Here is a 15844-nt window from a genome sequence, read left to right on the forward strand (position 1 = left end):
CTGCGTCCTCCGCGCCTCTGCGTGAACGAGTATCTAGCCCCGCTCGCCGATCGGGCGGCCGGCGTCGGCGAAGGCGGTGGCGACCACGACGGCGCTGGCCAGGACGCCGTCGACGCGGCGGGCGCCGAGCAGGTCGGACAGCAGGTAGCGTGCGGTCTCCGGCGCAGTCTCGATGCGGGCGAGGATGGTGAGGAGCGCGCCCTCGGCGGGGGTCATCCGCGCGCAGCAGCAGGGTGCGATCGCGATCGTGCCGCTGGCGTGGGTGGCGAGATCCGCCATCAAGTTTCGCATCAGCAGCAGCGGACGGCGGAAATCCTGGCCGAATGCGTTGATCAGCAGGTTCGCGGCGCCGGCATCGTGGAGGCCGTGCGCGCCCATTCTGCGGATCGCGAAAAGGACGATACGCGCGTTGGTGCAGCCGGGCAGGGCATGGGGCAGGATCGTCGTTGCGGGGGCGGCAAGGGTCATGTTCGCGGCGTCTCCAGTAGATGCCGCGAGGATCGCTTGTTCGTTATTGCAAGTCAATAGCAATAACTCGTCAGGTGGGGGGCTCGTCGTTCAACGCGAGCGCTTCGCCTGCGAGGTAGAGCGAGCCCGCGATCAGGACCAACGGGCAATCCGTCGCGCGATCGATCGCCTGGGGGATACCGTCGGCGGTGTCGGCGGCGAGGCCGATGTTTCGCGCGATCGTCGCCAGCGCCGCGGGAGCGTGATGATCGTGGCCGGGGACGGGAACCGCCACGACCCGTGCGAGCGAGGGAGAGAGCGCGGCGAGGACGCCCGCCGCATCCTTGTTGGCGAGCATGCCGGTGACCAGCGCGACCGGGCGGCCCCTCGCCAGCGTGCGTAGCGCCTTGGCGACCGGTTTGGCCGCGGAGGGGTTGTGGGCGCCGTCGAGCCACAGCTCGCTCGTCGTCGGCAGGCGCGCGGTCAGTGGGCCGGCACCGAGCCGCTGCATCCGCGCCGGCCACGTCGCCCAATCCGCAGCCGCGCGCATCGCGGCCTCGGGCACCGTCAGCGCCCCCTGGTGGCGCAGCATCGCCAGCGCGAGGCCGAGGTTGCGCGACTGGTGTGCGCCGACCATCCGCGGCCGGCTGGTAACGACCGCGAACCCGGCGTCGCTGTAGCGGAGCGTGGTGTGCGCGGTTTCGCTGTGCCACGCCGATCCGCGCGCGATCACCGGCGCGCCGGCCTGCGCGGCGACGGCGGCGATGCGATCCCGCAGCGGGCGTGGGTAATCCATCGTCACCAGCGGGACGCCGGGCTTGGCGATGCCCGCCTTCTCCGCGGCGATCGTCGGCAGCGCGTTGCCGAGGAAGGATTCGTGATCCATCCCCAGCGCGGCGATGCCGCATACCGCGGGCGCGGGCAGGACGTTGGTCGCGTCGAGCCGGCCGCCGAGCCCGACCTCGACGATGCAGGCCGCGGCGGGGCTGCGTGCGAAAGCGAGGAAGGCGGCGGCCGTGGTGATCTCGAAGAAGCTGGCGCCGACGCCGTCCGCGACGTCGAGCACCTCGGCGAGCACTGCGGCGAGCGGGTCGTCGTCGATCAGCGTGCCGGCGACGCGGATGCGTTCGTTGAAGCGCACGAGATGTGGGCTGGAATAGACGTGAACGCTATGCCCCGCCGCCTCGATCGCGGCGCGCAGGAAGGCGCAGGTCGATCCTTTCCCGTTGGTGCCGGCGACATGGAACACCGGCGGCAGCGACAGATGCGGATCGCCGAGCCGGGCGAGCAGGCGGGCGATGCGGTCGAGCCCGAGCACGTCGGCGCCGGGCGATACCAGCGAGAGCTGGTCGAGCTGCGCCTGGACTGCGGGCGAGGTGGAGACGGCGTGATCGGGCATGGTCCGCGCCGCGCGATCAGGCGGCCCGGCGCTCGCCGCACAGATACGCGGTGACCGAGGCGAGCGTGTCGCGCAGGTCCTTGCGATGCACCACCATGTCGAGCATCCCGTGATCGAGCAGATATTCCGCTCGCTGGAAGCCTTCGGGTAGCTTTTCGCGGATCGTGTTCTCGATCACCCGCTGCCCGGCGAACCCGATCAGCGCGTTCGGCTCGGCGATCTGGACGTCGCCGAGCATCGCGTAGCTGGCGGTGACGCCGCCGGTCGTCGGATCGGTGAGCACGACGACATAGGGCAGGCCGGCATCGTGGAGCATCTGGATCGCAACGGTCGCGCGCGGCATCTGCATCAGGCTGAGGATGCCTTCCTGCATCCGCGCGCCGCCGGCCGCGGTGAAGATGATGTAGGGCGCGCGGTCCTCGATCGCGGCACGGACGCCGCAGACGAACGCCTCGCCGACCGCGAGCCCCATCGATCCGCCCATGAAGGCGAAATCCTGGACGCCGACCACCACCTTGTTGCCCGCGATCGTGCCGCGCGCATTGAGCAGCGCGTCGGGTTCGTCGGTCGCAGTGCGGGCGGCCTTGATGCGATCGACGTAGCGCTTTGAGTCGCGGAACTTCAGCGGATCCTCGGGCACCCGCGGCGCGGCGAGCTGGACGTAACCGCCGTCGTCGAACAGCTGCGCGAAACGCTGCCTGGGACCGATCCGCTCGTGATGGTCGCACCGCGGGCAGACGTACAGGTTCTCCTCCAGCTCCTTGGTGAATACCATCTGCCCGCAGCCCTTGCACTTGTGCCAGAGATTGTCGGGGGTCGCCTTCTTGGCGACGAAGGGCAGCGCGTTGCGGACGCTGTTGAGCCAGCTCATGCATGGACCTTTCGAGCGGCGCGGAGCGCGTCCGCGAGCGACTGGATATAGGGGCGAACCGCAGCCGGCGCATCGGCACCGTGGGTACCGACGAGATCGACGATCGCGGAGCCGACCACGACGCCGTCGGCGACGCGGCCGATCGCGGCGGCCTGATCGGGGGTGCGGACGCCGAAGCCGACCGCGACCGGCAGCTCGGTCGCGGCCTTCAGCCGGGCGACCGCCGCCTCGATCGACGCTTGTGCCGCCTGTTGCAGGCCGGTGATCCCCGCGACCGACACGTAATAGAGGAAGCCACTGGCCCCATCCAGGACCTGCGGCAGGCGCGCGGCGTCGGTGGTGGGGGTGGCGAGGCGGATCAGGTCGACGCCTTGCCCGCGGAGTGCGGGACCGAGCGCGTCGTCCTCCTCGGGCGGAACGTCGACGCAGATCACGCCGTCGACCCCGGCATCACGGGCGGCAGTGGCGAACCAGTCCGCACCGCGGCGGAGCATCGGGTTGGCATAGCCCATCAGCACCAGCGGCACCTGCGGGTGTCGCGCGCGGAATGCGGTCGCGATCGCGAGAATGTCGGCGGTGGTGGTGCCGGCGGCGAGGCTGCGCAGGTTGGCGGCCTGGATCGCGGGGCCGTCGGCCATCGGATCGGTGAACGGCATGCCGAGCTCGATCACGTCGGCACCGCCCGCGACGAGCGCGTCGAGGATCGCGGGAGTCGCCGCGGGAGTGGGATCGCCCGCGGTGACGAAGCAGATCAGCGCCGGGCGCTCTGCGGCGAAGGCGGCGGAGAGACGGGTCAAAGCTTTCCCTCCCGCTTGCGGGACAGGTCTGGGGAGGGCTTGTCGAACGGGCGAGGAGACCCACAGCGCCTCCCGCAAGCGGGAGGGCGGCTTCGGTTTCTCATATCGCTACGCCTAGGGCTTCGGCGACGGTGAAGATGTCCTTGTCGCCGCGGCCGCACAGATTGGCGAGGATGATCTGATCCTGGCGCATCTCACGTGCCTTGCGCGCGACCGTTGCAATCGCGTGGGAGGGTTCGAGTGCGGGGATGATGCCTTCGGTGCGGCACAGCAGCTGGAAGGCGTCGAGCGCTTCGGTGTCGGTGGCGCTGTCGTACTGGACGCGGCCGATGTCGCGGAGCCAGGCATGCTCGGGCCCAATGCCGGGATAGTCGAGCCCGGCCGAGATCGAATGCGCCTCGGTGATCTGGCCGTCCTCGTCCTGCAGCAGATAGGTCTTGTTGCCGTGGAGCACTCCCGGAAAGCCGCCCGCGAGGCTCGCGGCATGCTGCTTGTCGAGCCCGTGGCCCGCCGCCTCGACCCCGAGCATCGCGACGTCGGCATCGTCGAGGAACGGGTGGAACAGGCCGATCGCGTTGGATCCGCCGCCGATCGCGGCGACCAGCAGATCGGGCAGGCGGCCAACGCGCGCCAGCATCTGTTCGCGGGCCTCGCGGCCGATCACCGACTGGAAGTCACGGACCAGCTCGGGATAGGGGTGCGGGCCGGCGGCGGTGCCGATGATGTAAAAGGTGTCGTGGACGTTCGCGACCCAATCGCGCATCCCCTCGTTCATCGCGTCCTTCAGCGTGTGTGCGCCGCTGGTCACCGGGCGGACCTCGGCGCCGAGCAGCTTCATGCGAAAGACGTTGGGCTGCTGCCGCTCGATGTCGCGCGCGCCCATGTAGATCACACAGGGAAGGCCGAAGCGCGCGCAGACCGTCGCGGTGGCGACGCCGTGCTGGCCCGCACCGGTCTCGGCGATGATCCGGGTCTTGCCCATCCGCATCGCCAGCAGGATCTGGCCGATGCAATTGTTGATCTTGTGCGCGCCGGTATGGTTGAGCTCGTCGCGCTTGAACCAGATTTGTGCGCCCATCCCCTCCGGCGCGGACGCGCGCAGCGTCTCGGTCAGGCGTTCGGCGAAATAAAGCGGGCTCGGGCGGCCGACATAATGTTCGAGCAGATCGTCGAACTGCGCCTGGAACGCGGGATCCTGCTTGGCGGCGCGATAGGCGGCGTCGAGTTCGAGCACCAGCGGCATCAGCGTCTCGGCGACGTAGCGGCCCCCGAACTGTCCGAAATGGCCGCGTTCGTCGGGCTGTGCGCGGAAGGAGTTTGGGGTGGGAATGGGCGCGTTCATGACCGCGCGTTTAGCATCTCGTGATAGCCTGTCACCCCTCGTCGCGCTGCCCTCAGGCACCCGCCACCGCGGCGAGGAAGGCAGCGATTCGCGCTTCGTCCTTCACGCCCGGTGCGGTCTCCACGCCCGACGAGACGTCGACCAGCTCGGCGCGGGTGCGCGCGATCGCCTCGGCAACGTTCGCGGAATCGAGCCCGCCCGACAGCGCCCAGGGCAAGGGATGGCGAAACCCGTCGAGCAGCGCCCAGTCGAAGCGCTGGCCCACGCCGCCGGGCAGCGCCGCGCCGTCGGGCGTCTTGGCGTCGTAAAGGATGCGATCCGCCGCCCCGGCGAAGCCGCGCGCGGCGTCGAGATCGGCACGGGTCTTGACCGCGACCGCCGCCCAGATCGGGCGGGCGGTCCGCGCGCGGATCGCGGCGGCGCGCGCGGGGGCAGTCTTGTGGAGTTGCAGCGCGTCGAGCTGCCCGGCCTCGATTGCGCGATCGAGCAGGTCGTCGGTGGGATCGACGAAGACGCCGACCCTGGCGACCTGGGCAGGAACGCGGGCGGCGAGCCGCGCGGCGCGATCGGCGTCCAGGTGGCGAGGAGAGGGAGGGTAGAAGACGAAGCCGACATGCGTAGCGCCGTGGCGAAGCGCCGCGTCGAGGGTGTCGGGGGTGGATAGGCCGCAGATCTTGGCGGTGGTCATCGGGTGGGCTTTCGTTGTCGCTGGGCTTCCGGAGTTACCTCCCTCTCCGTCAGTGCTTCGCACTGCTACCTCCCCCGCCAGCCAGGGGGAGGGGTACCGCTCGCGCTAGCGAGTGGTGGAGGGGGCCTCTCCGCGGGTGCCGACCCCTCTACAAGGTCGCCCCGATCGCACGGGCCGCCGCATCCGGGTCGTCGGCCTGGGTGATCGGGCGACCGATCACCAGGATCGAAGCGCCGGCGTCGATCGCAGCCCGAGGCGTGACGACGCGCTTCTGGTCGCCGATCGGGCCGTCGTCGGGGCGGACGCCGGGGACTACGAAGAAGCCGTTCGGCCATGCGGCCTTGGCGGCGGCGACTTCGGCACCGGAGCAGACGATGCCGTCGAGTCCGGCGACGCGCGCGAGATCGCTCAGTCGCGCGACCTGATCGTGCGCCGAGCCGGTCACGCCGGTCGCGGCGAGGTCTTCCGCGTCGAGGCTCGTCAGCATCGTCACCGCGACGACCTTGGTATGCGCGGGGGCGGCGGCCTTCGCATCCTCGAGCATCGCGCGGCCGCCGCTGGCGTGCACCGTCAGGATCGCGGGTTCGAGCGGGGCGAGGGCCATCACCGCCTTGGCGACGGTGTTGGGAATGTCGTGGAGCTTGAGGTCCAGGAACACCGGCAGGCCCAGCTCCGCCATCTCGCGCACCCCCGGCTGGCCGTGCGCAGCGAAGAATTCGAGCCCGAGCTTGATCCCGCCGACATGATGGCGGACGCGCTCGACGATCCTCTTCGCGCGGGCGAGATCGGGCGTGTCGATCGCGACGTAGATGCGGTTGGTCATACCAGCCGGCCCTCGGCGAGCGGGGTCAGCGGATCGACCGGCGGGGCCGGTTCGACGACCGGCGCCGGGATGTAGGCAGGGGGCGTCGGTGCGACCACCGCGCGCGCCTCGGCGAGTGAGCGCTCGGTCGCGTTCAGCCGCTGGCGCAGCCGCCAGCGCACCGCCCGGTTGTAGACATAGGTCGGCAGGAACCCGAGCAGGAACGCGATCAGCAGCAGGAAGGGCAGCTTTACCAGCGCCTCCATCCCGCTCCACAGCTGCAGCGGCACCGACGTCCAGTTGCCATAGGTGAACAGCGCGGCGACGAACGCCAGCAGGCACCAGAAGAGGATCTTGAGGAACTGCATGGCGGATCTCCCTGAACGGCGGCAAGGCTATACAAGGGGAAGGGGGAAGGCCAGCCTTCAGCCGATCTCCGCGCGCAGGGTGGCGAACAGCGGCGCGATCGCGGTCAGGCGGGGCTCCTCCTCGGCGATGATCGCGCGGAACGCGTCGCGCTTGATGGCGGCGACGCGGCCGGCGCGCATCCGGGTGGCGCTGGGCAGGGTCGAGACGACGATGTCGATCATGCGTTCGGCGCCGTGGAGGCGACCCCATAGATAGTCGTTCTCGCGGTAGGCGCGGCTGAAGAAGGCGCCGAACTTGCTGAACTGGATGCCCTTCAGCGTGGCCTCCGCGCCGCCCGGCCGGATCGCGGTGGCGTCGTCGGGAGCGACGCGATCGACCTTGATCGGGTCGAATTCGTCGAGCCCCTCGCCCTGGAGCAGCGGCAGCGTCGCGGTGTCGAAGAACGGAAAGCCGAGATAGGTGAGCAGCATCGCGCGGCGCGGCTCGCGATCGAGCGCGGCGAACGCCCCCGCCAGCCGCACGTCGGTCGCGGCGTCGAGCGCGGGCAGGTCGAGCGCCGCGGCCAGTGCGTCGAGCAGCGGCGCCGCGTCGCCCCGAAGCGAGCGCACCTGGGTCCGCAGGTGGCGGTGATCGTCGGCGCGCTGGCGCTGGAGATAGGTCGAGAGCGATTCGTACACCGCATCGCGCATCGGCGCGAGATCGGCGCCGTCGGTCTCCAGCTGGGTCAGCCGCCGCGCCATCAGCCGCAGCCGCCTGATCCGGAAGCCGATGTCGAAGGTGCGCAGGAAATCGATCGAGGCGGCGCTTTCCTTGCCGGTGAAGGAGGGGCCGAGATCGCCGAAGCCGCGGGTCGCGATCGCGGCGTCGATCGCCGCGCGGATGCGCCGCCACCGGGTCTGCCCGGGCTCGCCGCCGGCCTGGTAGAGGAGCGCGGTGATCGTCTCGACGACGCCGGTCAGCTTGAGATGGCCATAGGCGGCATAGGCGTAGCCGGCCTTGTCGGCGGCGGCGGACTGCGCGCGGCGGCGCCACCCGATCAGCCGCGTCGCGGTCGGGCGGTCGAGGAACAGGGTGTGGCCGAACAGCCGTTCGATCTCGCTCTCCACCTCCGGCCGCAGCGCGGTGACGATGCCGCGCATCCGGTCGATCCGCGCGGACCGGGTCGCGATCGCCTCCAGATTGTCGCGGATCGGCTGTTGCCGGGGCAGATCGGAAAGCGCGCCCAGGATCGTCTGGAAGAAGCCGGGCGACGCGTCCTTGCTGGCGACGTGCAGCTTGGTGCCGGGTGAGGGATCGATATAGACGAAGCGGCGGTCGATCTCGCGGCGCGCGGGGCGTTCCTTCAGCGCGTCGATCGCGGGGCGGAACGGCGCGTTGGCGAGCACCGATCCGTCGATCAGCACCGCCTGTTCGGCCTGCCTGACCGCGAACTGGCGCGGCAGGACACGTTTCAGGAACTCGGCACGCTCGGGCCAGTCGACGGTACGGTCGGCGAGTACCTTGTCGAGTTCGCCGACCTGGAACGGCGGGAAGGCGCCCGGAAAGCTCGACGTCGCGCGCGCGCTGAACACCAGTTCCGGGATCGCCGCCAGCGTGTCGCAGGGCTGGCCGTGATCGCTGAAGTCGATGATCAGCCGGTGTTCGGTCTCCAGCACCTCGGGCGGGGAATTGAGCGTCAGCCGTTCGGGGTGGCCGGTGAAATCGGTGACGGTGACGAACAGGTCGAGCGGCTGATCGGGGGGCAGCAGTCGCGGGCCGCGCTCGCTCGCCGCCATGGCGTCGAACGCGTCCATCAGCAGGTTGGTGAAGGTGGCGCCGCCGAACGGAGGCTCGAACCAGCGCGAGCGGACGAAGTGCGACAGCTTGGCGCGCACCTCGTCACGGGTGGCCTCGTCGAGCGCCTCGACCTTGGCGGCGCTGCGGCCCGCGGCCATCCACGCGATCGGCAGCGCCCAGACCTTGGAAAAGCGCGAGGTCGGCGCGGCATCGGGGGCGATCAGCGCCTCGACGTCGGCGGAATCGAGCCACAGCGCGGTGAGCGGATCGAGCGACTGGCCGGTGGCGATCGCCTGACCCAGGAAGATGCCGTTGATCCCGCCCGCGCTCGCGCCCGCGACGATGTCCGCGATCACCCGGACGCGGACGCCGGCATGCGCCTCGATCTCCGCGAGCAGCGCGCGGTACACCGCCATGATGCCGTCCGACGATGCGTCGCCCCCGTCATCGCCATCGTGGAATGCGCGGCTGGCGCGGACCAGCCGCCAGATCTCCTTGGTGATGCCGTGCATGTAGACCGCGAGGCTGATGCCGCCATAGCAGACGAGCGCGAGGCGAAGCTCCTTCTCGCGCATCAGGCGGGGACCAGGGTCGCCCAGATCGGCAGATGGTCCGATGCCTTGCGCGCGGTGGCGCTGGCATGGACGCCGCATTCCTCGACGCGCCAGTCATGCGAGACCATGATGCGATCGAGCCGGCCGACCGGGCGCCGCGCATGGAAGCTCGGGCCGGTCGCGGCGAAGGCATAGTCGCGCGCGAAATCGCGCAGGCATCCGGACCCGCGAGTCCATTCGTTGAGATCGCCCATCAGCACCGTCGGGTAGCGGTGCGTGCAGCTTTCGACATGCGCCATGATCGCCGCAGCCTGGCGCCGCCGCCACAACCCCGACAGATCGAGGTGCATGCCGACGACGCGGATCACGCCGTGCGCGGTGCGGATATCGGCCATCACCGCGCCACGTGGTTCGAGTGCGGGGAGGTGGATCGCCTCGCAATCGACGACCTGCGCCGATTTGCGGACCAGCAGCGCGTTGCCGTGCCATCCCATGCTGGCGGCGCGCAGGCCGACCGCGACCGCCTGCCAGTCGCTATGCTCGTCGAGCAGGTGCGGCGTCAGCACGCTCGCCCGCTCGCCGAAGCGGCGGTCGGCCTCCTGGAGCGCGACGACATCGGCGTCGATCTCGCGCAGCACCTCGAGGATGCGGTCGGGGTTGCGTCGGCGGTCGGTGCCGATCCCCTTGCGCATGTTGTAGCTCGCGACCTTCAGCATGGATGGTTCATTCCCGATGCGAAACGTCGGAGCGGGCTCCGGTATCCCGACATCGTCGGATCGAGGCGCGGGGGGAGACGGCGGCGGGGCGCGGGCAGTCCGATGGGGATGGCGGAGACCACCCGCCACTCGCGTGCCCAGCGCGCGACGACCGCCGGCATGACGATCCCGACGACCAACCGGCAGCCGACGCCGGGCATTCCCGACAGCCCTGCGGGTACGATCACGACCTGCTCGACCGCGACGAACCAGGGCAGGTGCCATAGGAAGACCGGGAAGCCATAGCGGCCGATCAGGGACAGCATCGCCGACTGCGGCGCATGATCGAGCACGAACAACCCCGCCGCTGCTCCAACCAGCATCGCCGGGATCGATGTCGGCGCCCAGCCATCGCTGTCCGCCCCGGCGATCAGATGCTGCACGACCAGCACCGCGGCCATGGCGTACAGCGAATAGGGGAGCAGGGCCGGGCCGAGCGCGGTCGACCCACGTCCGATCCACGCGCCGAACAGCAGGAACGGCAGCAGGTCGACCGCGCGATTCAGCGAGAACAAGGTCGGCCGCCCGGCAACGCCCGACCAGGCGAGCAACGCCGCCGCGATCGCCAGCCCAATCATCGGCGCGGCACCCGGCCGCCATCGTGCATCGAGCGTGACGAAGGCGATCTTCAGCAGGATAAGCACCTGCAGATACCAAAGATGCCACACGCCGAACAACAAGGCCCGGGCGATCGGCCACGGCTCCCCGCGGCCATGCAGGATGGCGACGCAGACGATCGTGACGGTGACGAGCGGCCAGACGACCCGCACGATCCAAGGCCGCAACGAACGCAGCGCCGCGCCGACGCTCACCGTGGTGGCGCGCGTCCCCAGCAGGTAGCCGGTGATGATCATGAACAGCGGCATACGCACGAGGGTGAGCGCATCGTTGGCCTGGTAGAACAGGCTCGCGGCGAGGTTCGGTTCGGCCCTGGTCGCGTGAAACGTCACCACAAGCAGCGTGGCGATGCCGCGTGCCTCGTCGATCCGCGCACCTCGGTCGATCCGCAATGCCCGGCTCCCATGATCCCTTGGGGATTATAGGCGGGCTGCCGCGGTGGCGGGCGGAGAGCGGGTGCGATGGTGGTGATGCGGAGCCGACGCGCGATTATCTGGGTCGGTTGCGCAGTGCCTGATCGGTGCCGGCCTGGGTGGCTGCGTCGATCGCCTGCCATTCCGCCTTGGTATGGCAGGTCTTCACCTGCATGTTCGATCCGGTTGTGCTCTCGCGACGGCAGATCGGCTTGTCGGCGGGGGCGGGCGGGGTCTTGGTCGGGTCGGCAGCGGCGGGGGTCTGGGCCGCGATCAGGGCCAATGCGATGATAATCATTCGAGCTCCGTGAGGATCGAGGGGCGATGCCCGTTCGAGCATCGCCTCCGATAGATCAGATCGGCTTGGCGCCTGCGGTGCCGCATTTGGCGAACTTGCCATTGGCGGTCTTGCAGCGGGTCGCCTTGGCGGCGGGGGCCGGCGGGCATTTGGTGAACTTGCCCTTCGCATCCTTGCAGGGGGCGGCGATCGTCGGCGAGGCGGTTGCCAGCAAACCCATGCTGACGACGGCGAATAGAAGCTTGCGCATTTGAAGTCCTCCAGCCCGATTGTCCCGGTGTGTCGATCCGGGTTCCGCGACGTCGACGATCCGACCGGGAGGTCCGATCCTCATAATTCGCACGCGCATCGTAACGCTCGAGCGCGGGGGAGTAAACGCGCGCGATCGCCGCGTTAGGCGGGGCTAGGGGGTGAGGTGGTGCCGGTTGCAGGAATCGAACCCGCGACATCCAGTTTACAAAACTGGCGCTCTACCAACTGAGCTAAACCGGCTTCGCGCGTTCCATGCGTCAGGCGACGCCGAAGGTCCAGCCCTCGGTCGCGGCGATCTCCGGCGTGAGCGCCGCGGGGTGCCAGAGGTCGGCGCGCCCGACATTGGCGCGCAACCAGGCGGCGGTGAGGATCGCGTCGGTGGCGTGATCGTCGTAGCGGTCGAGGGCAGCGTGCGGTCCGCTGCCGATCGCGGCGAGCGCGATGTCGAGCGACGCGCCGTCGCGGATCTTGCTGATGCCCTTGCGCATCCCCGCCGCGCGCGCGGCGATCGCGGTGTAGATCTCGACGATCGCGGCGCCGCTGGCGGGGAGCGGGTCGAACGGCCAGATCGGGATGCGCCCGTCCAGATGGTGGAGCAGGCGCATGCCTGCGAGCGACGCCTTGGCGACCTGCGCGGCGCCGATGGCGTCGTAGACGGTGGAGGGTTTTCCCGCCTGCTCGCAGGCACGGTAGTGGAGGAAGCTGGCCTTTTCGCCATCCGCCTTGCCGAGATAGAAGTGGCTGCCGCGCCGCCGCTCGATGAACGACGCCGCGCCCAGATCGGTATCGTCGCCGTCGGCATCGACGAACGCCCACAAGGCGCGGGCATCGGCCGTCGCCGGCTCGCCCGGCAGATGCGCGCCGCGCTGCACGAAGGGCGCGGAAAAGCTGAAGTCGAAGCCGACCAGCAGCGCCGCGCCACGCCGCGCGACCAGCCAGTCGAGGACATCCCGGCGCGACCACGCACCGGCGGGCGGATCGACCAGCACCGGCGCGGCGACGCCGGCGGCGCAGATCGCGACCGCGATACCGCGGTGACGGACGCCCTTGGCACCCGACCAGTCGATCGCCGCGAACTGGGTGAAGCGATCAGGCGCTATCGTCCGGTTCCCCACCCCCACGCCGTGCGTCCCACCACGCCAGCCGCTCGCTCACCCGCTTTTCGTAGCCGCGATCGGTGGGTTCGTAGAAGCGTTGCGGCGGCAGCTCGTCGGGCCAGTAGTTCGCGCCGGAGAAGCCGTCCGCCTGGTCGTGGTCGTATTCATAGCCCTTGCCGTAGCCGATATCGCGCATCAGCTTGGTCGGCGCGTTGCGGATGTTGGCGGGTGGCATCAACGAGCCGGTCTCCTTGGCGCTGCGCCACGCCGCATTCTGCGCCGCATAGACCGCGTTCGATTTGGGGGCGGTGGCGAGATAGACGCAGGCCTGCGCGATCGCGAGCTCGCCCTCCGGGCTGCCCAGAAAGTCGTAGGTGTCCTTGGCGGCGATGCACTGGACGAGCGCCTGGGGGTCGGCGAGCCCGATGTCCTCGACCGCGGCGCGGGTCAGCCGGCGGAGCAGGTACAGCGGTTCCTCGCCCGCGGTCAGCATCCGCGCGAGATAGTAGAGCGCGGCCTGCGGATCGCTGCCGCGGATCGATTTGTGGAGCGCGGAGATGAGGTTGTAATGCCCTTCGCGGTCCTTGTCGTACACCGCCACCCGGCGCTGGAGGAAGGCGGAGAGCCCGGCAGGGTCGAGCGGCTCGGCGAGATCGACCGAAAACAATGTCTCCGCCTGGTTGAGGAGGAAACGGCCGTCGCCGTCCGCGCTTGCGATCAGCGCGTCGCGGGCGGGCGGGGTCAGCGGCAGCGGGCGGTCCATCACCGCGTCGGCGCGTTCGAGCAGCTGTTCCAGCGCCGCGCGGCCTAACCGTTCGAGGATCAGCACCTGCGCGCGGCTGAGCAGTGCGGCATTGAGTTCGAAGGACGGGTTCTCGGTGGTGGCGCCGACCAGCGTGACGGTGCCGTCCTCGACATAGGGCAGGAAGCCGTCCTGCTGCGCGCGATTGAAGCGGTGGATCTCGTCGACGAACAACAGGGTTCGCTTGCCGATCCGGGCATGCTCGCGCGCTTCGGCGAACGCCTTCTTCAGGTCGGCCACGCCCGAGAACACCGCCGAGATCGCGACGAAGCGCAGATCGACCGCGTCGGCGAGCAGACGCGCGATCGTGGTCTTGCCGGTGCCGGGTGGCCCCCACAGGATCATCGACGAGAGGCGCCCTGCCGCGACCATCCGCCCGATTGCGCCTTCGGGGCCGGTTATATGATCCTGCCCGACGACGTCGCCGAGCTGGCGCGGCCGCAGGCGGTCCGCGAGCGGCGCGTTCTCCGCGATCGTTTCGGGCGGGGCGGCGGGTTCGAACCCCGCGAACAGATCGGCCATGCCGGGGATATAGGGGGGCGGGGGAAGCGATGCACTGCCGATCTCGTGCGGCCATCGGCCTCGGTTTAAGATATATCTTCCGCTATCTTGACGTTGCTGCTGCAAGATATATCTTAGCGCTATCTGAAATAGGAAAACACCATGTTCAAGCATATGCATCGTCATCATTGTGGCCCCCGCGGCGGCGGCGAGTGGCGCCGCGGCCCGTTCACCGTCAGCTGGGAAGTCGGCGGCGACCACGATCGCGGCCGCGGGCGCGGCCGGCGGATGTTCGACGGCGGCGAACTCAGGCTGGTCGTGCTCAAGCTGATCGCGGACGAGACGCGTCACGGCTACGAGCTGATCCGCGCGATCGAGGAACTGACCGGCGGCGCCTATGCGCCGAGCCCGGGCATCGTCTACCCGACGCTCAGCCTGCTCGACGAGATGGGGCTGGTCGCCGAACAACAGTCCGACGACGCCAAGAAGCGGTTCGCGATCACCGAGGCCGGGCAGGCGCATCTCGCCGAGAACCAGGCGCAGGTGGCGGCGCTGATCGCGCGGTTGACGGAACTCGGCGCCCACCGCGAACGCACCGACGGCGCCCCGATCCGCCGCGCGATGGGCAACCTGCGCATGGCCGTCCAGGGTCGGCTCGGCCGCGGCGATCTCGACGACGAGAAGCTGCACGAGGTCGTCGCGATGATCGACGAGCTGGCGCAGAAGATCGAGCGGCTGCGGTGAGACGCTCGACTGGCGGTAGCCTCCTCCCTGTCGTAATTCCGGCGGCATGGAGGAGGGCGGCAGGCCGTCAGCCGTCGAGCAACTCCACATAGGTATCGAGCGCCGCCTGGTTGGCGGTATCCCAGCGGTAGCTCGCGGCCTTGGCGTGGCCGGCTTCGCCCAGGCGGCGGCGGAGCGCGGGGTCGGCGACGATGCGCTGGATCGCGTCGGCATAGCCGGCGACGTCGGTGGGATCGACGAGGTAGCCGTTGACGCCCTCGTCGATCAGGTCGACCGCGCCGGTTGCGCGGGCCGCGACCACCGGCACGCCCGCCGCCATCGCCTCGGTGGTGACGTTGCCGAAGGTCTCGGTGACGGAAGGGTTGAAGAACACGTCCATCGACGCGACCGCGCGGCCGAGTTCGTCGCCCGACTGGAACCCTGCGAACACTGCACCGGGGGCCTTTTCGGCGAACCACTGGTCGGCGGGGCCCTTGCCGACCACCAGCACCTTGTGCGCCACCCCGCGGCGGCGGAGCTCCGCCGTAACCTTGGCGAAGATGCCGAGGCCCTTTTCCTTGACCAGCCGGCCGAGAAACCCGATCGCAACCGCGTCGTCGGCGATGCCGAGCGAGCGGCGCCAGTCGAGGCTGCGGCGGGAGGGGTGGAAGCGATCGTGGTCGATCCCGCGCGACCAGATCGAGATCGGCGTCGTTACGCCCCAGCGATGCAACAGCGTGCGGATGCTCGGGCTGGGCACGACGACGCGGTCGGCGCGGTTGTAGAAGCGCTTCAGCAGGCGTTCGATCAGCGGCTCGATGAAGCCGACGCCATAGTAGCGGAGATAGGTTTCGAACCGGGTGTGGAGCGAGGCGACCGAGGCGATGCGGCGCCGCCGCGCATAGGTCAGCGCGGCATGGCCGAGCAGATCGGGCGCCGAGACGTGGACGAGGTTGGGCGCGAAGGCGTCGAGATCGCGGCGGGTGCGCGCGGGCAGCCCGCGGCCGATCTTGTATTCGCCGCGCTCGCCGGGCAGCGCGAAGGCAGGCACGCTGACGAGATCGCCGGTGGGCGCGAAGGCGGGGGTGGCAGTGGTCGGCGAATAGACGCGCACGGTTGCGCCCCGCGCGAGCAGATGGCCGACCAACAGGTTCAGCGCCTGATTCGCACCGTCGCGGACGTAATTATAGTTGCCGCTGAACAGGGCGACGCGGAGCTCGGTTGGCTTCATGGTGCGCGGGGGCATAGCGAGCGGGGGCGGCGGTGACCACTGCGCGCCGTCGGGGGTGGGGCCAGCGGGCCGGGCGGCGAGACGGGTGTTCCCCTCTCGTTCCGTTTCG

At 69.8% G+C, this 15844-nt stretch carries 17 protein-coding genes and 1 tRNA gene; 1 reads left to right on the forward strand and 17 read right to left on the reverse strand.

Annotated features, from left to right (window positions below; translation table 11 throughout):
* Positions 1–33 precede the first annotated feature (33 nt).
* The 16 genes from ACT009_RS01570 to ACT009_RS01645 form a co-directional block, all read right to left on the reverse strand.
* The gene (locus tag ACT009_RS01570; RefSeq protein ID WP_445192654.1) at positions 34–468 is read right to left on the reverse strand and encodes a DUF6628 family protein; all 435 of its coding nucleotides are present in this window, start codon (positions 466–468) and stop codon (positions 34–36) included.
* 70 nt (positions 469–538) lie between these two features.
* Positions 539–1846, reverse strand: a complete 1308-nt coding sequence (locus ACT009_RS01575; protein WP_445192655.1) for a bifunctional folylpolyglutamate synthase/dihydrofolate synthase — start codon at positions 1844–1846, stop codon at positions 539–541.
* A 16-nt stretch (positions 1847–1862) separates the two neighbouring features.
* Positions 1863–2717 carry an acetyl-CoA carboxylase, carboxyltransferase subunit beta gene (gene accD / locus ACT009_RS01580; protein WP_445192656.1) on the reverse strand — a complete coding sequence of 285 codons (855 nt, stop codon included), beginning with the start codon at positions 2715–2717 and terminating at the stop codon, positions 1863–1865.
* The gene (gene trpA, locus ACT009_RS01585) at positions 2714–3514 is read right to left on the reverse strand and encodes a tryptophan synthase subunit alpha (RefSeq protein ID WP_445192657.1); all 801 of its coding nucleotides are present in this window, start codon (positions 3512–3514) and stop codon (positions 2714–2716) included. The genes accD and trpA overlap by 4 nt, the downstream gene beginning before the upstream one ends.
* Positions 3515–3614: 100 nt before the next feature.
* On the reverse strand, positions 3615–4856 hold the full coding sequence (gene trpB, locus ACT009_RS01590) for a tryptophan synthase subunit beta (RefSeq protein ID WP_445192658.1): 1242 nt from the start codon (positions 4854–4856) through the stop codon (positions 3615–3617).
* 52 nt (positions 4857–4908) lie between these two features.
* A complete protein-coding gene (locus ACT009_RS01595; RefSeq protein WP_445192659.1) occupies positions 4909–5544 on the reverse strand; it encodes a phosphoribosylanthranilate isomerase in 636 nt (211 codons plus the stop codon).
* 148 nt (positions 5545–5692) lie between these two features.
* Positions 5693–6367 (reverse strand): orotidine-5'-phosphate decarboxylase, encoded by a 675-nt coding sequence (pyrF, locus tag ACT009_RS01600; protein ID WP_445192660.1) that lies wholly within the window; start codon positions 6365–6367, stop codon positions 5693–5695.
* Positions 6364–6714 carry a hypothetical protein gene (locus ACT009_RS01605; protein WP_445192661.1) on the reverse strand — a complete coding sequence of 117 codons (351 nt, stop codon included), beginning with the start codon at positions 6712–6714 and terminating at the stop codon, positions 6364–6366. The genes pyrF and ACT009_RS01605 overlap by 4 nt, the downstream gene beginning before the upstream one ends.
* A gap of 57 nt (positions 6715–6771) precedes the next feature.
* On the reverse strand, positions 6772–9066 hold the full coding sequence (locus ACT009_RS01610) for a patatin-like protein (protein WP_445192662.1): 2295 nt from the start codon (positions 9064–9066) through the stop codon (positions 6772–6774).
* Positions 9066–9761: an endonuclease/exonuclease/phosphatase family protein gene (locus ACT009_RS01615; protein ID WP_445192663.1), complete on the reverse strand. Its 696-nt coding sequence runs from the start codon at positions 9759–9761 to the stop codon at positions 9066–9068. Before ACT009_RS01615 ends, ACT009_RS01610 begins: the two co-directional genes overlap by 1 nt.
* Positions 9755–10810 carry an acyltransferase family protein gene (locus tag ACT009_RS01620; protein WP_445192664.1) on the reverse strand — a complete coding sequence of 352 codons (1056 nt, stop codon included), beginning with the start codon at positions 10808–10810 and terminating at the stop codon, positions 9755–9757. Before ACT009_RS01620 ends, ACT009_RS01615 begins: the two co-directional genes overlap by 7 nt.
* 97 nt (positions 10811–10907) lie before the next feature.
* A complete protein-coding gene (locus ACT009_RS01625) occupies positions 10908–11129 on the reverse strand; it encodes a hypothetical protein (RefSeq protein ID WP_445192665.1) in 222 nt (73 codons plus the stop codon).
* 55 nt (positions 11130–11184) lie between these two features.
* Positions 11185–11379: a hypothetical protein gene (locus ACT009_RS01630; protein ID WP_445192666.1), complete on the reverse strand. Its 195-nt coding sequence runs from the start codon at positions 11377–11379 to the stop codon at positions 11185–11187.
* A 166-nt stretch (positions 11380–11545) separates the two neighbouring features.
* Positions 11546–11621, reverse strand: a tRNA-Thr gene (locus ACT009_RS01635).
* A gap of 17 nt (positions 11622–11638) precedes the next feature.
* Positions 11639–12502, reverse strand: coding sequence for a hypothetical protein (locus ACT009_RS01640; RefSeq protein ID WP_445192667.1), 864 nt, complete (start codon positions 12500–12502; stop codon positions 11639–11641).
* Positions 12471–13802: a replication-associated recombination protein A gene (locus ACT009_RS01645; protein ID WP_445192668.1), complete on the reverse strand. Its 1332-nt coding sequence runs from the start codon at positions 13800–13802 to the stop codon at positions 12471–12473. The genes ACT009_RS01640 and ACT009_RS01645 overlap by 32 nt, the downstream gene beginning before the upstream one ends.
* A 141-nt stretch (positions 13803–13943) precedes the next feature.
* On the opposite strand from ACT009_RS01645, the gene ACT009_RS01650 reads away from it, so the two are divergent.
* Positions 13944–14525 carry a PadR family transcriptional regulator gene (locus ACT009_RS01650; protein ID WP_445192669.1) on the forward strand — a complete coding sequence of 194 codons (582 nt, stop codon included), beginning with the start codon at positions 13944–13946 and terminating at the stop codon, positions 14523–14525.
* 67 nt (positions 14526–14592) lie between these two features.
* Here the strand turns inward: ACT009_RS01650 and ACT009_RS01655 are convergent, their stop codons facing one another.
* Entirely contained in the window at positions 14593–15735 is a 1143-nt protein-coding gene (locus tag ACT009_RS01655) for a glycosyltransferase family 4 protein (protein WP_445192670.1), read from the reverse strand.
* Positions 15736–15844: the final 109 nt, after the last annotated feature.

It is taken from the genome of Sphingomonas sp. Tas61C01 (assembly GCF_052567495.1).